Source organism: Leeia speluncae, assembly GCF_020564625.1.
Taxonomy (GTDB): domain Bacteria; phylum Pseudomonadota; class Gammaproteobacteria; order Burkholderiales; family Leeiaceae; genus Leeia; species Leeia speluncae.
The window spans coordinates 45036-59440 of the sequence record NZ_JAJBZT010000008.1 but is presented as its reverse complement, the minus strand read 5'-3'; the positions used below and the strand labels follow the sequence as shown (position 1 = coordinate 59440).

The window sequence follows — 14405 nt, the reverse complement described above, 5'->3', positions numbered from 1 at the left end:
AAATTCAATTCCTTATTTCAACTGCGCTAACGCATCTGCAATTCGCGCGGTCGCCTTTGCCAACTGTTCGCTCGATGTCGCAGTAGATAGGCGCACATACCCTTCTAAACCAAAGGCAGAGCCTGGCACGGTCGCGACCAAACCTACTTGCAATAGGTAGGTAGATAGATCGGTATCCGACTGAATCACCTCGCCTGCAGGCGTCTTCTTACCAATGAATGCAGCACATTTAGGAAAGGCGTAAAACGCACCTTTCGAATCGCTAACTTCCAAGCCTGGAATCGCACGTAGTGCCTTCGTGACTTCTGCAGAACGAATGGCAAACTGTTTAGATGCCATCGAAACAAAGTCTTGCGGGCCATCTAACGCCGCGGCAGAGGCAATTTGCGAGATTGAAGAAGGGCAAGTAGTGCTTTGTGACTGCATTTTGTTCATGCAATCGATCAATGCTTTTGGACCCACCGCATAACCAAGACGCCATCCAGTCATTGCGTACGCTTTTGACACACCATTAATGATTAAGGTGCGGTCTTTTAGCGCAGGGCAAGCAGAGACAAATGACACAAATGGGGTATCACCCGTGATGATGTGTTCGTAAATTTCATCCGACATCACAATCACGTTTGGATGGTTTTCTAGTACTTTACCCAACGCTACGTATTCTTCACGGGTATAGATCGCACCGCTTGGATTCGAAGGAGAGTTCAGCAATAACCAGCGCGTCTTTGGCGTAATGGCTGCCGCTAGTTTCTCGGCGGTAATCTTGAAATCATCTTCAATTCCGCATTCCACCAGTACCGGCTTACCACCATGCAAAATCGCGATATCGGTGTACGACACCCAGTATGGCGTTGGCACCAATACTTCATCACCCTCTTCCAAGGTAGATAGAAAAGCATTAAAGATCAGTTGTTTAGCACCATTACCTAGCGTAATTTCATCTAGCTGATAATCAATTTGATTGTCACGCTTAAACTTAGCCACAATCGCCTTGCGAAGCGATTCCACCCCATTTGGTGCGGTATAGCGGGTTTTACCCGCCAACATGGCTTGATGTGCCGCTTCAATAATGTGAGGCGGCGTATCAAAGTCTGGCTCACCAAGGCTTAGGTCAATCACATCTAAACCTTCAGACACCATTTTCTTTGCCAGCATAGACACAGCCATGCTTGGCGAGCTTTTGATCATGCCTGCGCGTTTGTTTTGGAAATTCATCGTTTTATCCCCTCGCGCTTAAACAGATGCTTTGTAATCTTGTTTAAGCTGGTCAGCTGAGATGTATTCATTACGAACATCACGCTTTAACGCCTCTGCATCACGCTTTTCAGGCTGGCCATAACCACCGCCACCAGGCAACTCCAGCACCAATTTCTTACCTTCTGGCACAAATTGTTTACCCTTGCCTTTTAGCACCGTGCCATCATCCAAGCCTACGTAACCAGATGCGCCATTTAGACCGCCATTCACGCCGCGGGCTGGGTGACCAATACGGTCGAACATTGCGCTAAACATGAATTGATAACCCTTGGCAGGAGAAATCTCGATCGATTGACCCAAGCCGCCACGGAACTCACCCGCGCCACCAGAACCATTACGCAGCTCTTTACGCCATACGATCAGCGGTCCCGCTTGTTCGGTAGCTTCAACTGGCATGGTGTGAACACCACTTGGGAAGGCGGTAGAGCTAAGACCATCTAGCGTAGGACGTGCGCCCATACCACCACTGTTGAACATCAACATTTCCGCGCCCTTCATGCCCGGCTTTTCTTCCACCGGTTTCACGCTCACGTGGATGTTCCATAGTGCACTAGCGCCTTCCGCCAAAATCTTGCCTGGTAGGCACTTAGATAAAGCACCTAATACGAGGTCTGTCACAAAGTGGCCGAGTACATGGCGAACAGATACAGGAGCCGGACGCTTAGCATTCAGAATGCAACCTTCTGGGGCGACGGTATCAAACGGTTCTAGTGACGCCGCGTTGTTTGGAATCTCTGGTGCTAATGCGCACTTCAAGCCATAACATGCATACGCTTTTGCGTAGAGCAGCGGCACGTTAATGCCAAACTGGCTCATGCCAGAGGTGCCTTCAAAGTCAGCCACAATACCGTTTTCATCAATACGTAGCTCAACAGCCAAAGTCACTGGTACATCGTAACCATCTAGCGTCATGCTGTTACGGTAAACACCCTTTGGCACGTCTTTTAGACGTTCCAAGGTAGCTTTACGGCTATGTTCCAGAATAAACGCACCAATCGTTTCTAGATCTGGTAGCTTGAATTCTTTCAACATCTCGATCAGACGCTTGTGGCCAGTTTCGTTACACGCCGCTAGCGCGTAGAAATCGCCGACTACCTTGTCTTGTTCACGCACGTTGTTGCGAATAATGTTGATCAGGTCTTTGTTTACCTGACCACGCTCGAACAGCTTCATGATCGGGATGAACAAACCTTCTTCGTACAGTTCACGCGCATCCGGGCCAAAACCACGGCCACCGATATCGACCACGTGTGCAGTACATGCAAAGTAACCAATCAGACGACCATCCATAAATGAAGGGGTCACGATGGTGATATCGTGCAAGTGGCCGGTACCCTTCCATGGGTCGTTGGTCACATAGACATCGCCTTCGAAGATGTTTTCTGGGCCAATATCACGAATAAAGTGGCCAACGGATTCCGCCATCGTATTGACGTGCCCAGGCGTACCTGTCACCGCTTGCGCCAACATCAAACCTTGTTGGTCAAACACACCAGCAGACAAATCTCCCGCCTCACGCACACTGGTACTAAATGCGGTACGAATCAGGGTAAGCGCTTGTTCTTCCACTACAGAGATCAAGCGGTTCCACATGACTTGCATGTGGATATCAATCATGGAATTGCTCATTTTTGTCCCTTCAACAATCGGTTATTGACGAGTGATCAGGAGACAACCATCTACCTGAACAATTGCTTTAAATGGTTTAGTCACTAGCGTAGATGTCTCACGCTCGGCAATCACTGCGGGGCCATAAACACAATCGCCGGCCTTTAAGGTTTCACGATCGAAAATGCCCGCTTCCAGAAACTGGCTGCTAGATGCATCGAATACCGGACGAGAAACAGGTGCGTTTACTTTGCGCTGCTCTGCTGTCCACGCTAGTTTCTGGATTGGAGGTAATGGGGTTGAGGCTTTAACAGACCAGCTAACAATTTCAATATCCAAGCCATCAATCGGACGGCCGAAGAAACGGGTGTACGCTTCTTCAAATTGCACTTTGAGGCTATCCACATCCGATGGTGAAAACTCAAATTGCGTTAAGTGCACAGGAATATCCCAACCCTGGCCGGAATAACGCATATAGGCGGTGCACTCTACTTCTGGAGTCAGATCAGACATGCCGGTTTTCACAAACCCTTCGGCTTCAGACACCATGTCGCGAACCACTTTGTTCACCGCATCTGCATTGAATGTAGACAAGCGAACAAATGCACTACGTACAGCCTCGTAACCAAACGGCGCACGTAAGAAGCCAATGGCAGAACCGACACCTGCTCCAGGGGGAACCAAGAAAGAGGTCACGCCCATTTTTTCGCACAAACGTGCTGCGTGAAGCGGACCACCACCACCGAAGGTAATCATGGTGTAATCACCAATGTTTTTACCGCTTTCTACCGCGTGCACACGGCCCGCGTTAGACATGTTTTCATCCACCATTTCGCAGATACCAAAAGCAGCCGCTTTCGCATCCAGGTTTAACTTGCTACCAATTTCACGATCAATTGCCGTCATCGCGTTATCTGTCGATAACAGAATGCTACCGCCAGCAAAGTTCGCTGGGTCTAATTTGCCCAGAACCAAGTTGGCATCGGTCACGGTTGGCTGATCACCACCACGGCCATAACAAGCAGGGCCTGGCTCAGACGCCGCGCTGTGTGGGCCTACGCGGATTTGTTTCATTACATCCACGCTAGCAATCGAACCGCCACCCGCGCCAATTTCCACCATTTCCACCACAGGAATAGAAATTGGCATGCCGCTGCCCTTTTTGAAGCGATAAGTACGCGCGACTTCAAAGGTTTTCGCGGTTTTAGGGACTTGCTGTTCAATCAAACAAATCTTGGCAGTTGTTCCACCCATATCAAACGACAAGACGTTTTCGATGTCGTATTTCCGTGCAAAGTCCGCTGCAAAGATCGCACCACCGGCAGGACCAGATTCCACCAGTCGCACTGGGAATTCTGCAGCGGTTTCTACAGAAATAATGCCGCCGCCAGAGTGAATCATGAAGACAGGGCAAGTCGCGCCTTGCGCACGCAACGTATCTACCAAGCGATCAAGGTAAGACTTGATAATTGGTTTTACATACGCATTCGCACAAACGGTATTAAAGCGTTCGAACTCGCGAATTTGTGGAGAAACTTCAGAAGAAATCGACACAGAAACCGCTGGCAAGCGTTTCTGTAGTGCATCGCGCACCAAGCGCTCGTTGGCGCCATTTACATAGCTATGTAAGAAGCCAACCGCCACACTTTCGTACTCACCAGCAGCAATGGTTTCTACTAATTTAGCTAACTCCGCTTCATCAATATTAATCAACACATCGCCGTGTACATCGGTACGCTCTTTAATCACATAGCGATCTGCACGATCAATCAACGCAGAAGGCAAAGTGATATTTAAATCATATTGTTCAAAGCGGTTTTCGGTACGCATTTCCAGCACATCACGGAAACCTGCCGTCGTGACAAATGCAGTTTTCGCACCACGACGCTCGATTAGCGCGTTGGTCGCTAACGTTGTGCCGTGAATTAATTCATCAATATCAGCAAAAGATAAGCCAAGTGATTCAAGAATATTAGAAACACCTTTAATAATTGCCCGTTCTGGTGCCGTGTAGTCAGTTAGCACCTTGGTGGAATGCATTTCACCATCAAGCTCTAGTGCCACATCAGTAAATGTGCCACCAATATCCACTCCAACCCGGCAGTTTTTCTTTGCCATTACTCGCCCCTCGTTAACAAAATCGACACAAGTGAATCATACAACGCGATTGATATATGTATGATATATGTTATCATACAAGTGGTCAAGCAAGGTTATGCACTTATCTCATTAAAGTTTTAGCTGATAAATCAGTATTTCCCAAGCTTGCGCTCCAGTCTGTTGATTACATTTTTAGGGTTGTGATGCTATGAAAATTCTCGTTCCTGTTAAGCGGGTTGCAGATTACAACGCCAAAATCCGAGTAAGTCCGGATGGCTCTGGCGTTGATCTATCTAATGTAAAAATGTCTGCCAATCCGTTTGATGAGATTGCACTAGAAGAAGCGGTGCGTATCAAAGAATCTGGTGTAGACGCAGAGGTAATTGCGGTAACGGTCGGTAGCGCTCAAGCAATTGACGTATTAAAAACTGCATTTGCTTTTGGCGTAGATCGCGCGATTTTGATTCAAACAGATGCACAACTAGAACCATTAGCGGTTGCAAAAACGCTAAGAGCACTAGTTGAAAAAGAGAACATCGATCTTGTATTAATGGGTAAACAAGCAATCGATGACGATAGTAATCAAACAGGTCAAATGTTGGCTGGTTTACTAGATTATGCGCAGGCAACTTTTGCCTCTAAAGTGGAACCAAGCAATGGTACGGTATCCGTGACTAGAGAGGTGGATGGTGGACTAGAAGCCATTTCAATTAACCTTCCAGCCGTAATTACAGTGGATTTACGCCTTAACCAGCCACGTTATTTAACTTTGCCGAATATTATGAAAGCAAAGAAAAAAACGGCGGAAGAAATTGCTATCTCAGCGCTAGGCATAGATGCATCTCCAAGACTAAAAGTACTGTCTACCTATGAACCTGAAAAGCGCAAATCAGGCACTGTATATCGTGATACAGATGCATTTGTTAGCAAATTCTTAGCTGTATTGGCAGAGGTGAAATAAATGAAAGCATTAATTATTGCCGATCTTCAGAACAACAACCTAGCCAAAGCCACACAAAAAGTCATCACGGTTGCTAGCGCACTCTCTGCAGAAATTCATGTATTAGTCGTTGGCAATCAAACCGAGTCTGCAGCCACATCCGTTGCTCAGATTAATCCGGTTAAACAGGTTTTTACAGTTGAGCACGCAACTTTTGCCCATCCTTTGCCTGAACAACTTACCGAATTATTGGTGCAGCTATCTAAAGACTACGACTATGTGATTGGTTCAGATAGCTCTTTAGCAAAAAGCACCCTACCCCGCCTAGCGGCCAAGTTAGACGTGATGCAATTATCTGAGATCACCAAAGTGTTTTCAGATGATACTTTCGAACGCAATATCTATGCTGGCAATGCCGTTCAGAAAATTCAAAGCCTAGATAGCAAAAAGGTGATCACGGTTCGCACTAGCTGCTTTAAAGAAGCCAATACGCAACAAGATGCAGCCGCCATTTCTACCATTACTTTTACACCTAGCTTCCAAAAGAGCCAGTTCGTCTCAGAAAACAAATCTCAATCCGACACAGTTTCACTAAAAGATGCAGATATTGTGCTGTCCGGTGGTCGTGGACTTGGCTCTAAAGAAAGCTTTGAAGCAACACTAAACCCATTGGCGGCAAAATTAAATGCAGCAGTTGGCGCATCTCGCGCGGCGGTAGATGCTGGTTATGCCCAAAATGAACAACAAGTCGGCCAAACAGGGAATATTGTTTCACCAAAAATCTATATTGCAGCTGGTATTTCTGGCGCGATCCAACATTTAGCCGGTATGAGCAAATCGGAAGTGGTCTTTGCGATTAACAAAGATGAAGAAGCGCCTATCTTCCAAAATTGTGACTATGGTGTTGTGGGTGATTTGTTTGATGTGATTAAAGCACTAGAAGCAAAAGTATAAATATCCACATTAAAAAGAAACCCCGTCAATGCAAACACATTGACGGGGTTTCTTTTTGTAAGCTGTGATAATTAAACGGCAGCAGTCACAATCACTTCAACCAACATACCAGACTTCGCCATTCTGGCTTGCCCGGTTGACCGCGCAGGTGCGTGCGCCATTGGAACCCATGCGTCCCACACTTTATTAACCTCTTCAAAATCACGCAAATCATCAAGCCAAAGCATCACATTCAAGAGCTTGTCTTTACTTGTCCCTGCTACACTCAATAATCGATCAATCTTTGCCAAGATTTCTTTCATCTGCTCACCAGCAGAAGTACCAGGTGTCCCGACTTGGCCTGTTAAATAAGCCACACCATTGTGTTTCACTACATGATGAATACGTGTATCAAATTCCAAACGCTCAATACCAGACATAACACTTCCTTATTTATAAAGATAATGGCGAGAAAATACCCTCACCGATCCGCATCAACGATTAACAATCGACAACAACACTGAAACAGGATGTCTAATTGATTGTTGCTCCATAATGTCTACTTGGCAGCGACAAGAGTATCCTGTTGCCATCACCGTATTGACATCCGTTTCCCGAAGCGCATGCGCCCAACTTTGCTGATAAATCGTTTCTGACAATTGCCGGTTGCTCAATTCGTGGCCAAATGTTCCCGCCATCCCACAGCAGCCAGTTTTTGGCATGGTTAGCTTTACCCCGAAGCGAGCAAAAATGGTTTGCCACATCGGCAGCGTGGCCGCAGCATTTGTGCGTTCACTACAATGAGGAAGCAGCTGAAGCATTTGCTCAGGTACTTTGTCCGGCCATTTATTGATGTCTTTCACCAACCGCTCTTGCAATAACATCACGTTTGGCGCGACAACGTTTAATCCAGATTTTTGATATTCAGACCGATAAGTCAGACTCATCGATGGGTCCAACCCCACCAAGGAAACGCCAATGGTTGCCAACGCATTTAGCTGCAAAGCATTTCGCTCGGCCACTTGTTTAAATTTCGCTAAAAACCCCAGCACATGCAGTGGTTTACCATTTGGCGAAAATGGGGCAATCCACACCATATACCCAAGTTTTTTTAATAACCTCACCGCATCCATCAAAACAGCAGAATCAAAGTAGGTAGTAAATGCATCTAAGACAAGTACAATGCTTCGTTCCTTGTCAGATAGAGACAAGCCAGAAAGCTGCTCAACAGTTGCCCATTGAATGCCCTCTTGTTTCATAAAGGCAGAGAGCTTAAACCCCGACATTGCCGGCTGATGCACGAGCCCGAGCTGACGAAATCCCCATTTACTAAATGGGTTTTGCGTCAAGACGTTATATAGGAATGGCGCATGAGAAAACTTAGGAATCAACGTTTCTACACTGGCGACTAAATAATGCTTGATAGGCCGTGCATAACGCGTGTAGTACGCCGCAAAGAAGCTAGATCTAACCGTTGGAATATCGACTTTCACTGGGCATTGACCAGCACAAGATTTACAGCCCAAACAGTTATCCATACTCTCGCGTACTTCTGTGGAGAAGTCTTTTTGAGAAGAAAAATGTTCAGCAACACTATTAAACATGCGGACGGGCAAAGGCTTCGTCATTTGCTGTAATTGTTCAGCGTCGGTTAGTGAACCAGCTGGCACCCCGTTGTTAGAGGCTAACCGCAACCACTCTCGCAGCAATGAAGCACGTCCTTTGGGAGAGTATTTTCTATCTCTTGTTGCCTTCCAAGAAGGGCACATGCTGTCATTGAGATCATAGTTATAACAAGCCCCATTCCCATTGCAATTCATCGCGTCTTTATACGCCATTTGAAAAATCGGGTTTACCTGTCTATCTAATTGACCACGGGTAGAAACACGGTCGATTTGATAAAGTGCACTACCATCTGGCGAAGCAATTTTGCCTGGATTTAACTGGTTAAATGGATCAAATAAGGCTTTAATTCGGGTTAATACCGGATACAAGCTACCCATATACGATTCGGTGTATTCAGAGCGAAATCCTTTACCGTGCTCTCCCCAGATTAATCCTTTGTATTTCTTTGTTAGGGCAACCACCGCATCACTAATTTGGCGAATCATGCCTTCTTGATCTGGGTCTTTCATATCTAGTGCAGGTCGCACATGCAACACACCAGCATCAACGTGGCCGAACATGCCATATTTCAGTCCATAGCCATCCAATAACGCTCTAAATTCTTGGATATAATCGGCTAAATTCTCAGGAGGAACCGCAGTATCTTCGACAAATGGTACTGGTCTAGCATTGGCAGCTAATCCCCCCAATAAACCCACCGCCTTTTTCCGAAGTTGCCATAGGTTATTCACTTCATTCGCTAAAGTTGTCTGATCAAACCCAAGCCGTGCACCAGCCCCGCCAGACGAGAGAAAGTCTTCTACTGCCACCATTTTCTCTAATAAAGCATCCGAATCATCGGCAATCAATTCCACCAAATTAATTGCTTGTGTTTCACCTGCTACTGACTCTTGCATCAGATGCTTTACGTCATTCCATATATTGTCGGTTTTCGCTAACTGAAAAACGGTGGAATCCACCGTTTCAATAGAGGCAGCGTTGATCGCCATTAGTTTGGGCGCATCTCTTAATGCGGCATCAAAATTACTGTAACGCACCACAAACAAGCCACTACAGTTAGGGATGCTCACCAAGTTAATTTTGGCCTCGACCATCACGCCTAGCGTGCCTTCAGAACCACACAAAATAGAATTTAAATGAAAGTGATTTTGCTCATCGATCACATGCGCTAAGTCATACCCTGTCATACAACGGTTTAGCTTAGGAAAAATCCGCTCTATCTCTTCTTGATGGGTGCGAATTTCATCTTCCACCACACGGTGAAATAAGCCTTCCATATTTTTCTGAGCACGGTAGTGTTCTTGGGTTTTCGCATCAATTTCAAAAGAATCAATTACTTCACCACCAAGAAACACTGTTTTTAATGCCAAGACATGATCTCGCGTTTTGCCATACAGGCAGGAGCCTTGCCCACTAGCATCGGTATTAATCATGCCGCCAATCGTGGCACGATTAGATGTGGACAATTCAGGAGCAAAAAACAGCCCAAAAGGTTTAATCGCCTCGTTTAGTTGGTCCTTAACCACCCCAACTTGTACCCTAGCCCACTTTTCTTCAGCATTAATCTCCAAAATTTGATTTAGGTGTTTAGATAAATCTAACACCACAAATTCTGTTAGCGACTGCCCATTTGTCCCTGTACCACCACCACGTGGTGCAAGCTTTACTTCTCGGAAACGCTCTTCCCCAAGCAATTTCATCACCATTTCGACATCAGAAATAACAGCAGGAAAAAGAATTAATTGTGGCTTTACTTGATAAATCGAGTTATCCGTAGACATGACAATTCTGTCTGCGTATGCATAAGAAACATCACCAGAAAAACCGATATTTAGCAGCTCAGAAACAAAGTCTCTGAGTAAATCAGGCAATTCATCTTGTACATTGATTTTAGCTAACATCGTTTCAGCACCGAAAAAAAGGACCCGCCACCCAAAGGCAGCGGGTAAAGTCCACTCAATTTGAGTGAGGAGAGAAAATCATTTCGTCAAAGACTACATATTCGGGTAATTGGGCCCACCACTTCCTTCTGGTGTCGTCCAATCAATATTTTGACCAGGGTCTTTAATGTCACAGGTTTTACAGTGCAAACAGTTCTGTGCATTAATCTGCAAATAAGGCTGTGCGCGCTCATCTTCGAGTACTTCGTAAACCCCAGCTGGGCAGTAGCGTTGCTCTGGGGAGGCAAACTTTACATAATTAACAGAGATTGCCTCAGTAGGACGACGTAGACGCAAATGGATTGGCTGATCTTCTTCGTGATTTGTGCCAGATAGATAGACAGAAGAAGGCTTATCAAAGCTAATTTTTCCATCTGGTTTCGGATAGCTAATTGGAGAATAAAGTGAACTAGGTGCAGTCTTTAGATGGTCCGGCAACTTGTTATGCAAAGTCCAAGGCACTTTGCCTTTAAAGAGTTTTAGCTCCAAACCAGCCAACACTGAACCCCACAATACATTTTTACTTAACCAAGCTTTAAAATTACGAGATTGGTGCAACTCTTCTTTTAGCCAGCTCGATTCAAATGCGGCCTCATAAGCGATTGCTTGGTTAGCATCCCCTGCAACGATCAAATCAAACACTGCCTCTGCAGCTAACATGCCAGATTTAATTGCTGCATGGCTACCTTTAATACGAGAGACATTCAAAAAGCCTGCATCATCCCCAACAAGTACACCGCCCGGGAAAGAGAGTTTAGGTAATGATTGAAGCCCGCCACTGGTAATCGCCCTTGCGCCATAGGAAATACGGCGGCCACCTTCCAGTAATTTTGTAATTTCAGGATGATGTTTAAAACGTTGGAATTCATCATATGGGCTTAGATAAGGGTTTTTGTAACCTAGACCAGTCACAAACCCAATAGCGACCTGATTGTTTTCCCCGTGATAAATAAATGAACCACCATAAGTATCGCTTGGCAATGGCCACCCTGCTGTATGAATCACCAAGCCTTGCTGATGCGCTTCAGGGCGCACTTCCCATAGTTCCTTAATGCCAAGACTATAGGTCTGCGGGTCTTTTCCATCATCTAGATGAAAGTAATCGATCACTTTTTTACCCAAATGACCACGGCAACCTTCCGCCAAAATCGTCTGTTTCGCAGCAATCTTTACGCTAGGGACAAAGTCCCCTTTTTCAGCACCATTTTTGGATCTTCCCATTTCACCAGTACATACACCGATCACCGCACCTGCATCGTTACGCCAAACATCCGCCGCCGCAAATCCAGGGAAAATCTCCACACCTAATGATTCCGCAATATTTCCCAGCCAACGGCAAACATTGCCTAAACTGATAATGTAATTTCCATGATTATTCATAGAAGCGGGCACGAGAAAGTTAGGTAGTTTTGTCGCACCCGTTTCGGTTAAATACAAATACTGATCTTCAGTAACAGGAACAGATAAAGGCGCGCCCTGCGCTTGCCAATCGGGAATTAATTCCGTGAGGGCAATCGGGTCCATCACCGCGCCAGAAAGAATATGACCGCCAATCTCAGCGGCTTTTTCTAATAGACAAACGCTCAGTTCGGTGCCATTTTTTGCAGCTAACTGTTTTAATTTAATCGCAGTAGCCAGTCCAGCTGGGCCACCACCCACAATTGCCACATCATACTCAAGGATATCTTCTTCCATTTTTACTCGACCAATTCATCAACTCTCTCAATAACAAGCATCACAAGACACTTGCCTACCACTGCATTTCCGGCATAATATATGACATCAGTCATCATACAGCAAGATATTTTTACGAAGGGGTTAGCATGAACGAACAAGCAGTGATCATTACCGGTGGCGCATCAGGACTTGGCCTTGTAACAGCAAAATTGATGCTAAAGCACGGCGCAAAAAAAATTGGCCTAATCGACAAAAACGAAGAATTACTAGCACAAACCGCAGCAGCCTTACGTGCAGAGGGCCACCAAGTTGCAACTGCCACAGGTGATATCTCTCGTTTAGATTCAGCACATGCTGCTTTTAACCAAATTGCAGCTGAGTTTGGCCGTGTGCATTGTCTGGTAAACAGTGCTGCTATTTACCCCCGCAAAGACATCTTCGAGATCAATGACGAAGATTGGGATCTAGAAAACGCGATTAACATCAAAGGCACTTATCACATGATGGTGGCTGCGGTAAAACACATGCGCCAGTTCGAAGGTAACGATATGGTCACCGGCCGGATTGTGAACGTCACGTCTGTCGACGCATTTAAAGCACACCCACAAAATGCTCACTACGCTGCCACCAAAGCAGCGGTAGTAAGCCTGACCAAATCCTTCGCACATGCCTGCGCGCCTTTCCAGATTCTGGTGAACTCGGTTGCTCCTGCTGGTTTCGCGACAGAGCGTGCAAAGCAGCTAGGCTTCTTGCCAGAACTAGCAAAAGCGAACCCATTAGGTCGTGCTGCAGAGCCAGAAGAAATGGCAGAATGGATTGTGATGATGGCCAGTTCAAGAAACACCTATGCAACTGGTGAAAACGTCATTGTCAGCGGTGGATATATTTACGCGTAAGGATGCATCATGATTCATTCATTTAAAACAGCTTTAGTGACAGGTGCCTCAAGCGGTATTGGTAAAGCCGTTGCACTGCTACTTGCAGAAAATGGTTTAAAAGTTGTGGCCGTTGCTCGTAATGAAGAAGCCTTACAAGCATTAGCTAGCCACCCAAATATTCTTCCACTTTCATGTGATGTCAGAAATCATCAATCGATTGTTGAATTTGTCAAAGCTAAGCAACTAGAAATTGATGTACTAGTGAATAACGCCGGCTTACTTACTAATCGTGGAGCGTTCACAGATATTACCAGCCAAGATATTGATGACATGGTGGAAGTAAATCTAACATCTGTATTGCATCTTACCCATGCCTTGTTACCAGAAATGGCTCAAAGAGGCAGAGGACATCTATTCTTCACTGGTTCATCTGCGGGTCTTTACCCTCATCCAAACTCAGCAGTATACGGTGCAACCAAAGCCGCTATTTCTATGTTCTGTGACAACCTACGTTGTGACCTACTAGGCACAGGCGTTCGAGTGACAGAGGTCGCCCCTGGTCGTGTACAAACACAACTCTACAGAACTGCAATTGGCCAAGAAGGTGCCCAACAAGAGCTATATGACGGGTACGAATCTATTCATCCCGAAGATTTGGCAGAGCTGATCTTACACACGCTAAAACAACCTTTACGTGTAGACGTTTCTAAAGTAGCGGTCTTCCCTACTTCTCAGGCACCTGGTGGCGCAAGAATCGTTAAAACAGTTTAACTACGTGGAAACATGTGGGCAGTTGGGTCACCCTGAGCAATCGGGGTGACTTTTTTTTGCCCATGCCGGTTCAGCTAACATTCATCCCTCCCCGCTTATAGTGGTACCTGTCAAATGCAAGTTAAGACTTTTACTACTTAACCGGAGAACAATCATGAAAAAGCTTACTATCGCCATCTTAATGCTAGGCACCATTTCTACAGGCCTAGTAACACCGGCAATGGCTGATAAACAAGATTGGAATCATCACGGCAGAGACGATGATTGGAAATACAAAAAACAAGGTCAACCAGAGCGCTATCGTTTTGATGATCGTTCACGCGTTGTGATTTATAACTACTACGGTAAAGAAGCCAGAAATGGCCGTTGCCCTCCAGGATTAGCCAAAAAACACAATGGTTGCATGGCCCCAGGGCAAGCGCGTTACTGGCAAGTAGGTAAACCACTACCTAGGTCTGTCCATTACACAGAATTGCCAGTCGTGGTACTGAAACAGTTACCGCCCGCCCCTCGCAATTACCGCTATGTGCAGGTTGCTTCAGATGTACTAATGATTGCAGTGGGTACAGGCATGGTGGTAGACGCGATTCAAGATATTACGCGTTAAACTAGCATTTACTTACTAAGCACCATCGAAAAGGCATCGAAAGATGCCTTTTTTTAATTGACCCCTGC

11 protein-coding genes are annotated in these 14405 nt (G+C 45.8%); 5 read left to right on the top strand and 6 right to left on the bottom strand.

Annotation, left to right across the window (positions count from 1 at the left end; translation table 11 throughout):
- Positions 1 to 12 precede the first annotated feature (12 nt).
- Genes LIN78_RS13945 through LIN78_RS13935 form a run of 3 tightly spaced genes read right to left on the bottom strand, consistent with a single transcriptional unit; the run spans position 13 to position 4983 of the window.
- Positions 13 to 1215 carry a pyridoxal phosphate-dependent aminotransferase gene (locus LIN78_RS13945; RefSeq protein ID WP_227181454.1) on the bottom strand — a complete coding sequence of 401 codons (1203 nt, stop codon included), beginning with the start codon at positions 1213 to 1215 and terminating at the stop codon, positions 13 to 15.
- 18 nt (positions 1216 to 1233) lie between these two features.
- Complete coding sequence (locus tag LIN78_RS13940; protein ID WP_227181453.1) at positions 1234 to 2886, bottom strand: hydantoinase B/oxoprolinase family protein; 1653 nt, start codon at positions 2884 to 2886, stop codon at positions 1234 to 1236.
- Positions 2887 to 2907: 21 nt separating this feature from the next.
- Positions 2908 to 4983, bottom strand: coding sequence for a hydantoinase/oxoprolinase family protein (locus LIN78_RS13935; RefSeq protein ID WP_227181452.1), 2076 nt, complete (start codon positions 4981 to 4983; stop codon positions 2908 to 2910).
- A gap of 190 nt (positions 4984 to 5173) precedes the next feature.
- On the opposite strand from LIN78_RS13935, the gene LIN78_RS13930 reads away from it, so the two are divergent.
- Both LIN78_RS13930 and LIN78_RS13925 read left to right on the top strand, forming a co-directional pair.
- Entirely contained in the window at positions 5174 to 5926 is a 753-nt protein-coding gene (locus LIN78_RS13930) for an electron transfer flavoprotein subunit beta/FixA family protein (RefSeq protein ID WP_227181451.1), read from the top strand.
- The gene (locus LIN78_RS13925) at positions 5927 to 6859 is read left to right on the top strand and encodes an electron transfer flavoprotein subunit alpha/FixB family protein (RefSeq protein WP_227181450.1); all 933 of its coding nucleotides are present in this window, start codon (positions 5927 to 5929) and stop codon (positions 6857 to 6859) included.
- Between the two features lie 71 nt (positions 6860 to 6930).
- Here the strand turns inward: LIN78_RS13925 and LIN78_RS13920 are convergent, their stop codons facing one another.
- From LIN78_RS13920 to LIN78_RS13910, 3 genes are all read right to left on the bottom strand, one after another.
- Positions 6931 to 7278, bottom strand: coding sequence for a RidA family protein (locus tag LIN78_RS13920; RefSeq protein ID WP_227181449.1), 348 nt, complete (start codon positions 7276 to 7278; stop codon positions 6931 to 6933).
- A 54-nt stretch (positions 7279 to 7332) separates the two neighbouring features.
- On the bottom strand, positions 7333 to 10365 hold the full coding sequence (ydiJ, locus tag LIN78_RS13915) for a D-2-hydroxyglutarate dehydrogenase YdiJ (protein ID WP_227181448.1): 3033 nt from the start codon (positions 10363 to 10365) through the stop codon (positions 7333 to 7335).
- 93 nt (positions 10366 to 10458) lie between these two features.
- A complete protein-coding gene (locus tag LIN78_RS13910) occupies positions 10459 to 12099 on the bottom strand; it encodes an electron transfer flavoprotein-ubiquinone oxidoreductase (protein WP_227181447.1) in 1641 nt (546 codons plus the stop codon).
- Between the two features lie 128 nt (positions 12100 to 12227).
- Here LIN78_RS13910 and LIN78_RS13905 point away from each other — a divergent pair, with 128 nt between their 5' ends.
- The 3 genes from LIN78_RS13905 to LIN78_RS13895 all read left to right on the top strand — a co-directional run bounded on the left by LIN78_RS13905 (position 12228) and on the right by LIN78_RS13895 (position 14337).
- Positions 12228 to 12977 (top strand): SDR family NAD(P)-dependent oxidoreductase, encoded by a 750-nt coding sequence (locus tag LIN78_RS13905; RefSeq protein WP_227181446.1) that lies wholly within the window; start codon positions 12228 to 12230, stop codon positions 12975 to 12977.
- Between the two features lie 9 nt (positions 12978 to 12986).
- Entirely contained in the window at positions 12987 to 13730 is a 744-nt protein-coding gene (locus tag LIN78_RS13900; RefSeq protein ID WP_227181445.1) for an SDR family oxidoreductase, read from the top strand.
- A gap of 154 nt (positions 13731 to 13884) precedes the next feature.
- Positions 13885 to 14337 (top strand): RcnB family protein, encoded by a 453-nt coding sequence (locus LIN78_RS13895; protein ID WP_227181444.1) that lies wholly within the window; start codon positions 13885 to 13887, stop codon positions 14335 to 14337.
- The last annotated feature ends 68 nt before the right edge of the window (positions 14338 to 14405 follow it).

What these genes read in the sequence shown, in the direction of transcription:
- ydiJ (WP_227181448.1), bottom strand. Translation starts at nt 10,365, where the DNA reads ATGTTAGCTAAAATCAATGTACAAGATGAATTGCCTGATTTACTCAGA.
- LIN78_RS13940 (WP_227181453.1), bottom strand. Translation starts at nt 2,886, where the DNA reads ATGAGCAATTCCATGATTGATATCCACATGCAAGTCATGTGGAACCGC.
- LIN78_RS13900 (WP_227181445.1), top strand. Translation starts at nt 12,987, where the DNA reads ATGATTCATTCATTTAAAACAGCTTTAGTGACAGGTGCCTCAAGCGGT.
- LIN78_RS13945 (WP_227181454.1), bottom strand. Translation starts at nt 1,215, where the DNA reads ATGAATTTCCAAAACAAACGCGCAGGCATGATCAAAAGCTCGCCAAGC.
- LIN78_RS13895 (WP_227181444.1), top strand. Translation starts at nt 13,885, where the DNA reads ATGAAAAAGCTTACTATCGCCATCTTAATGCTAGGCACCATTTCTACA.
- LIN78_RS13905 (WP_227181446.1), top strand. Translation starts at nt 12,228, where the DNA reads ATGAACGAACAAGCAGTGATCATTACCGGTGGCGCATCAGGACTTGGC.
- LIN78_RS13925 (WP_227181450.1), top strand. Translation starts at nt 5,927, where the DNA reads ATGAAAGCATTAATTATTGCCGATCTTCAGAACAACAACCTAGCCAAA.
- LIN78_RS13930 (WP_227181451.1), top strand. Translation starts at nt 5,174, where the DNA reads ATGAAAATTCTCGTTCCTGTTAAGCGGGTTGCAGATTACAACGCCAAA.
- LIN78_RS13920 (WP_227181449.1), bottom strand. Translation starts at nt 7,278, where the DNA reads ATGTCTGGTATTGAGCGTTTGGAATTTGATACACGTATTCATCATGTA.
- LIN78_RS13910 (WP_227181447.1), bottom strand. Translation starts at nt 12,099, where the DNA reads ATGGAAGAAGATATCCTTGAGTATGATGTGGCAATTGTGGGTGGTGGC.
- LIN78_RS13935 (WP_227181452.1), bottom strand. Translation starts at nt 4,983, where the DNA reads ATGGCAAAGAAAAACTGCCGGGTTGGAGTGGATATTGGTGGCACATTT.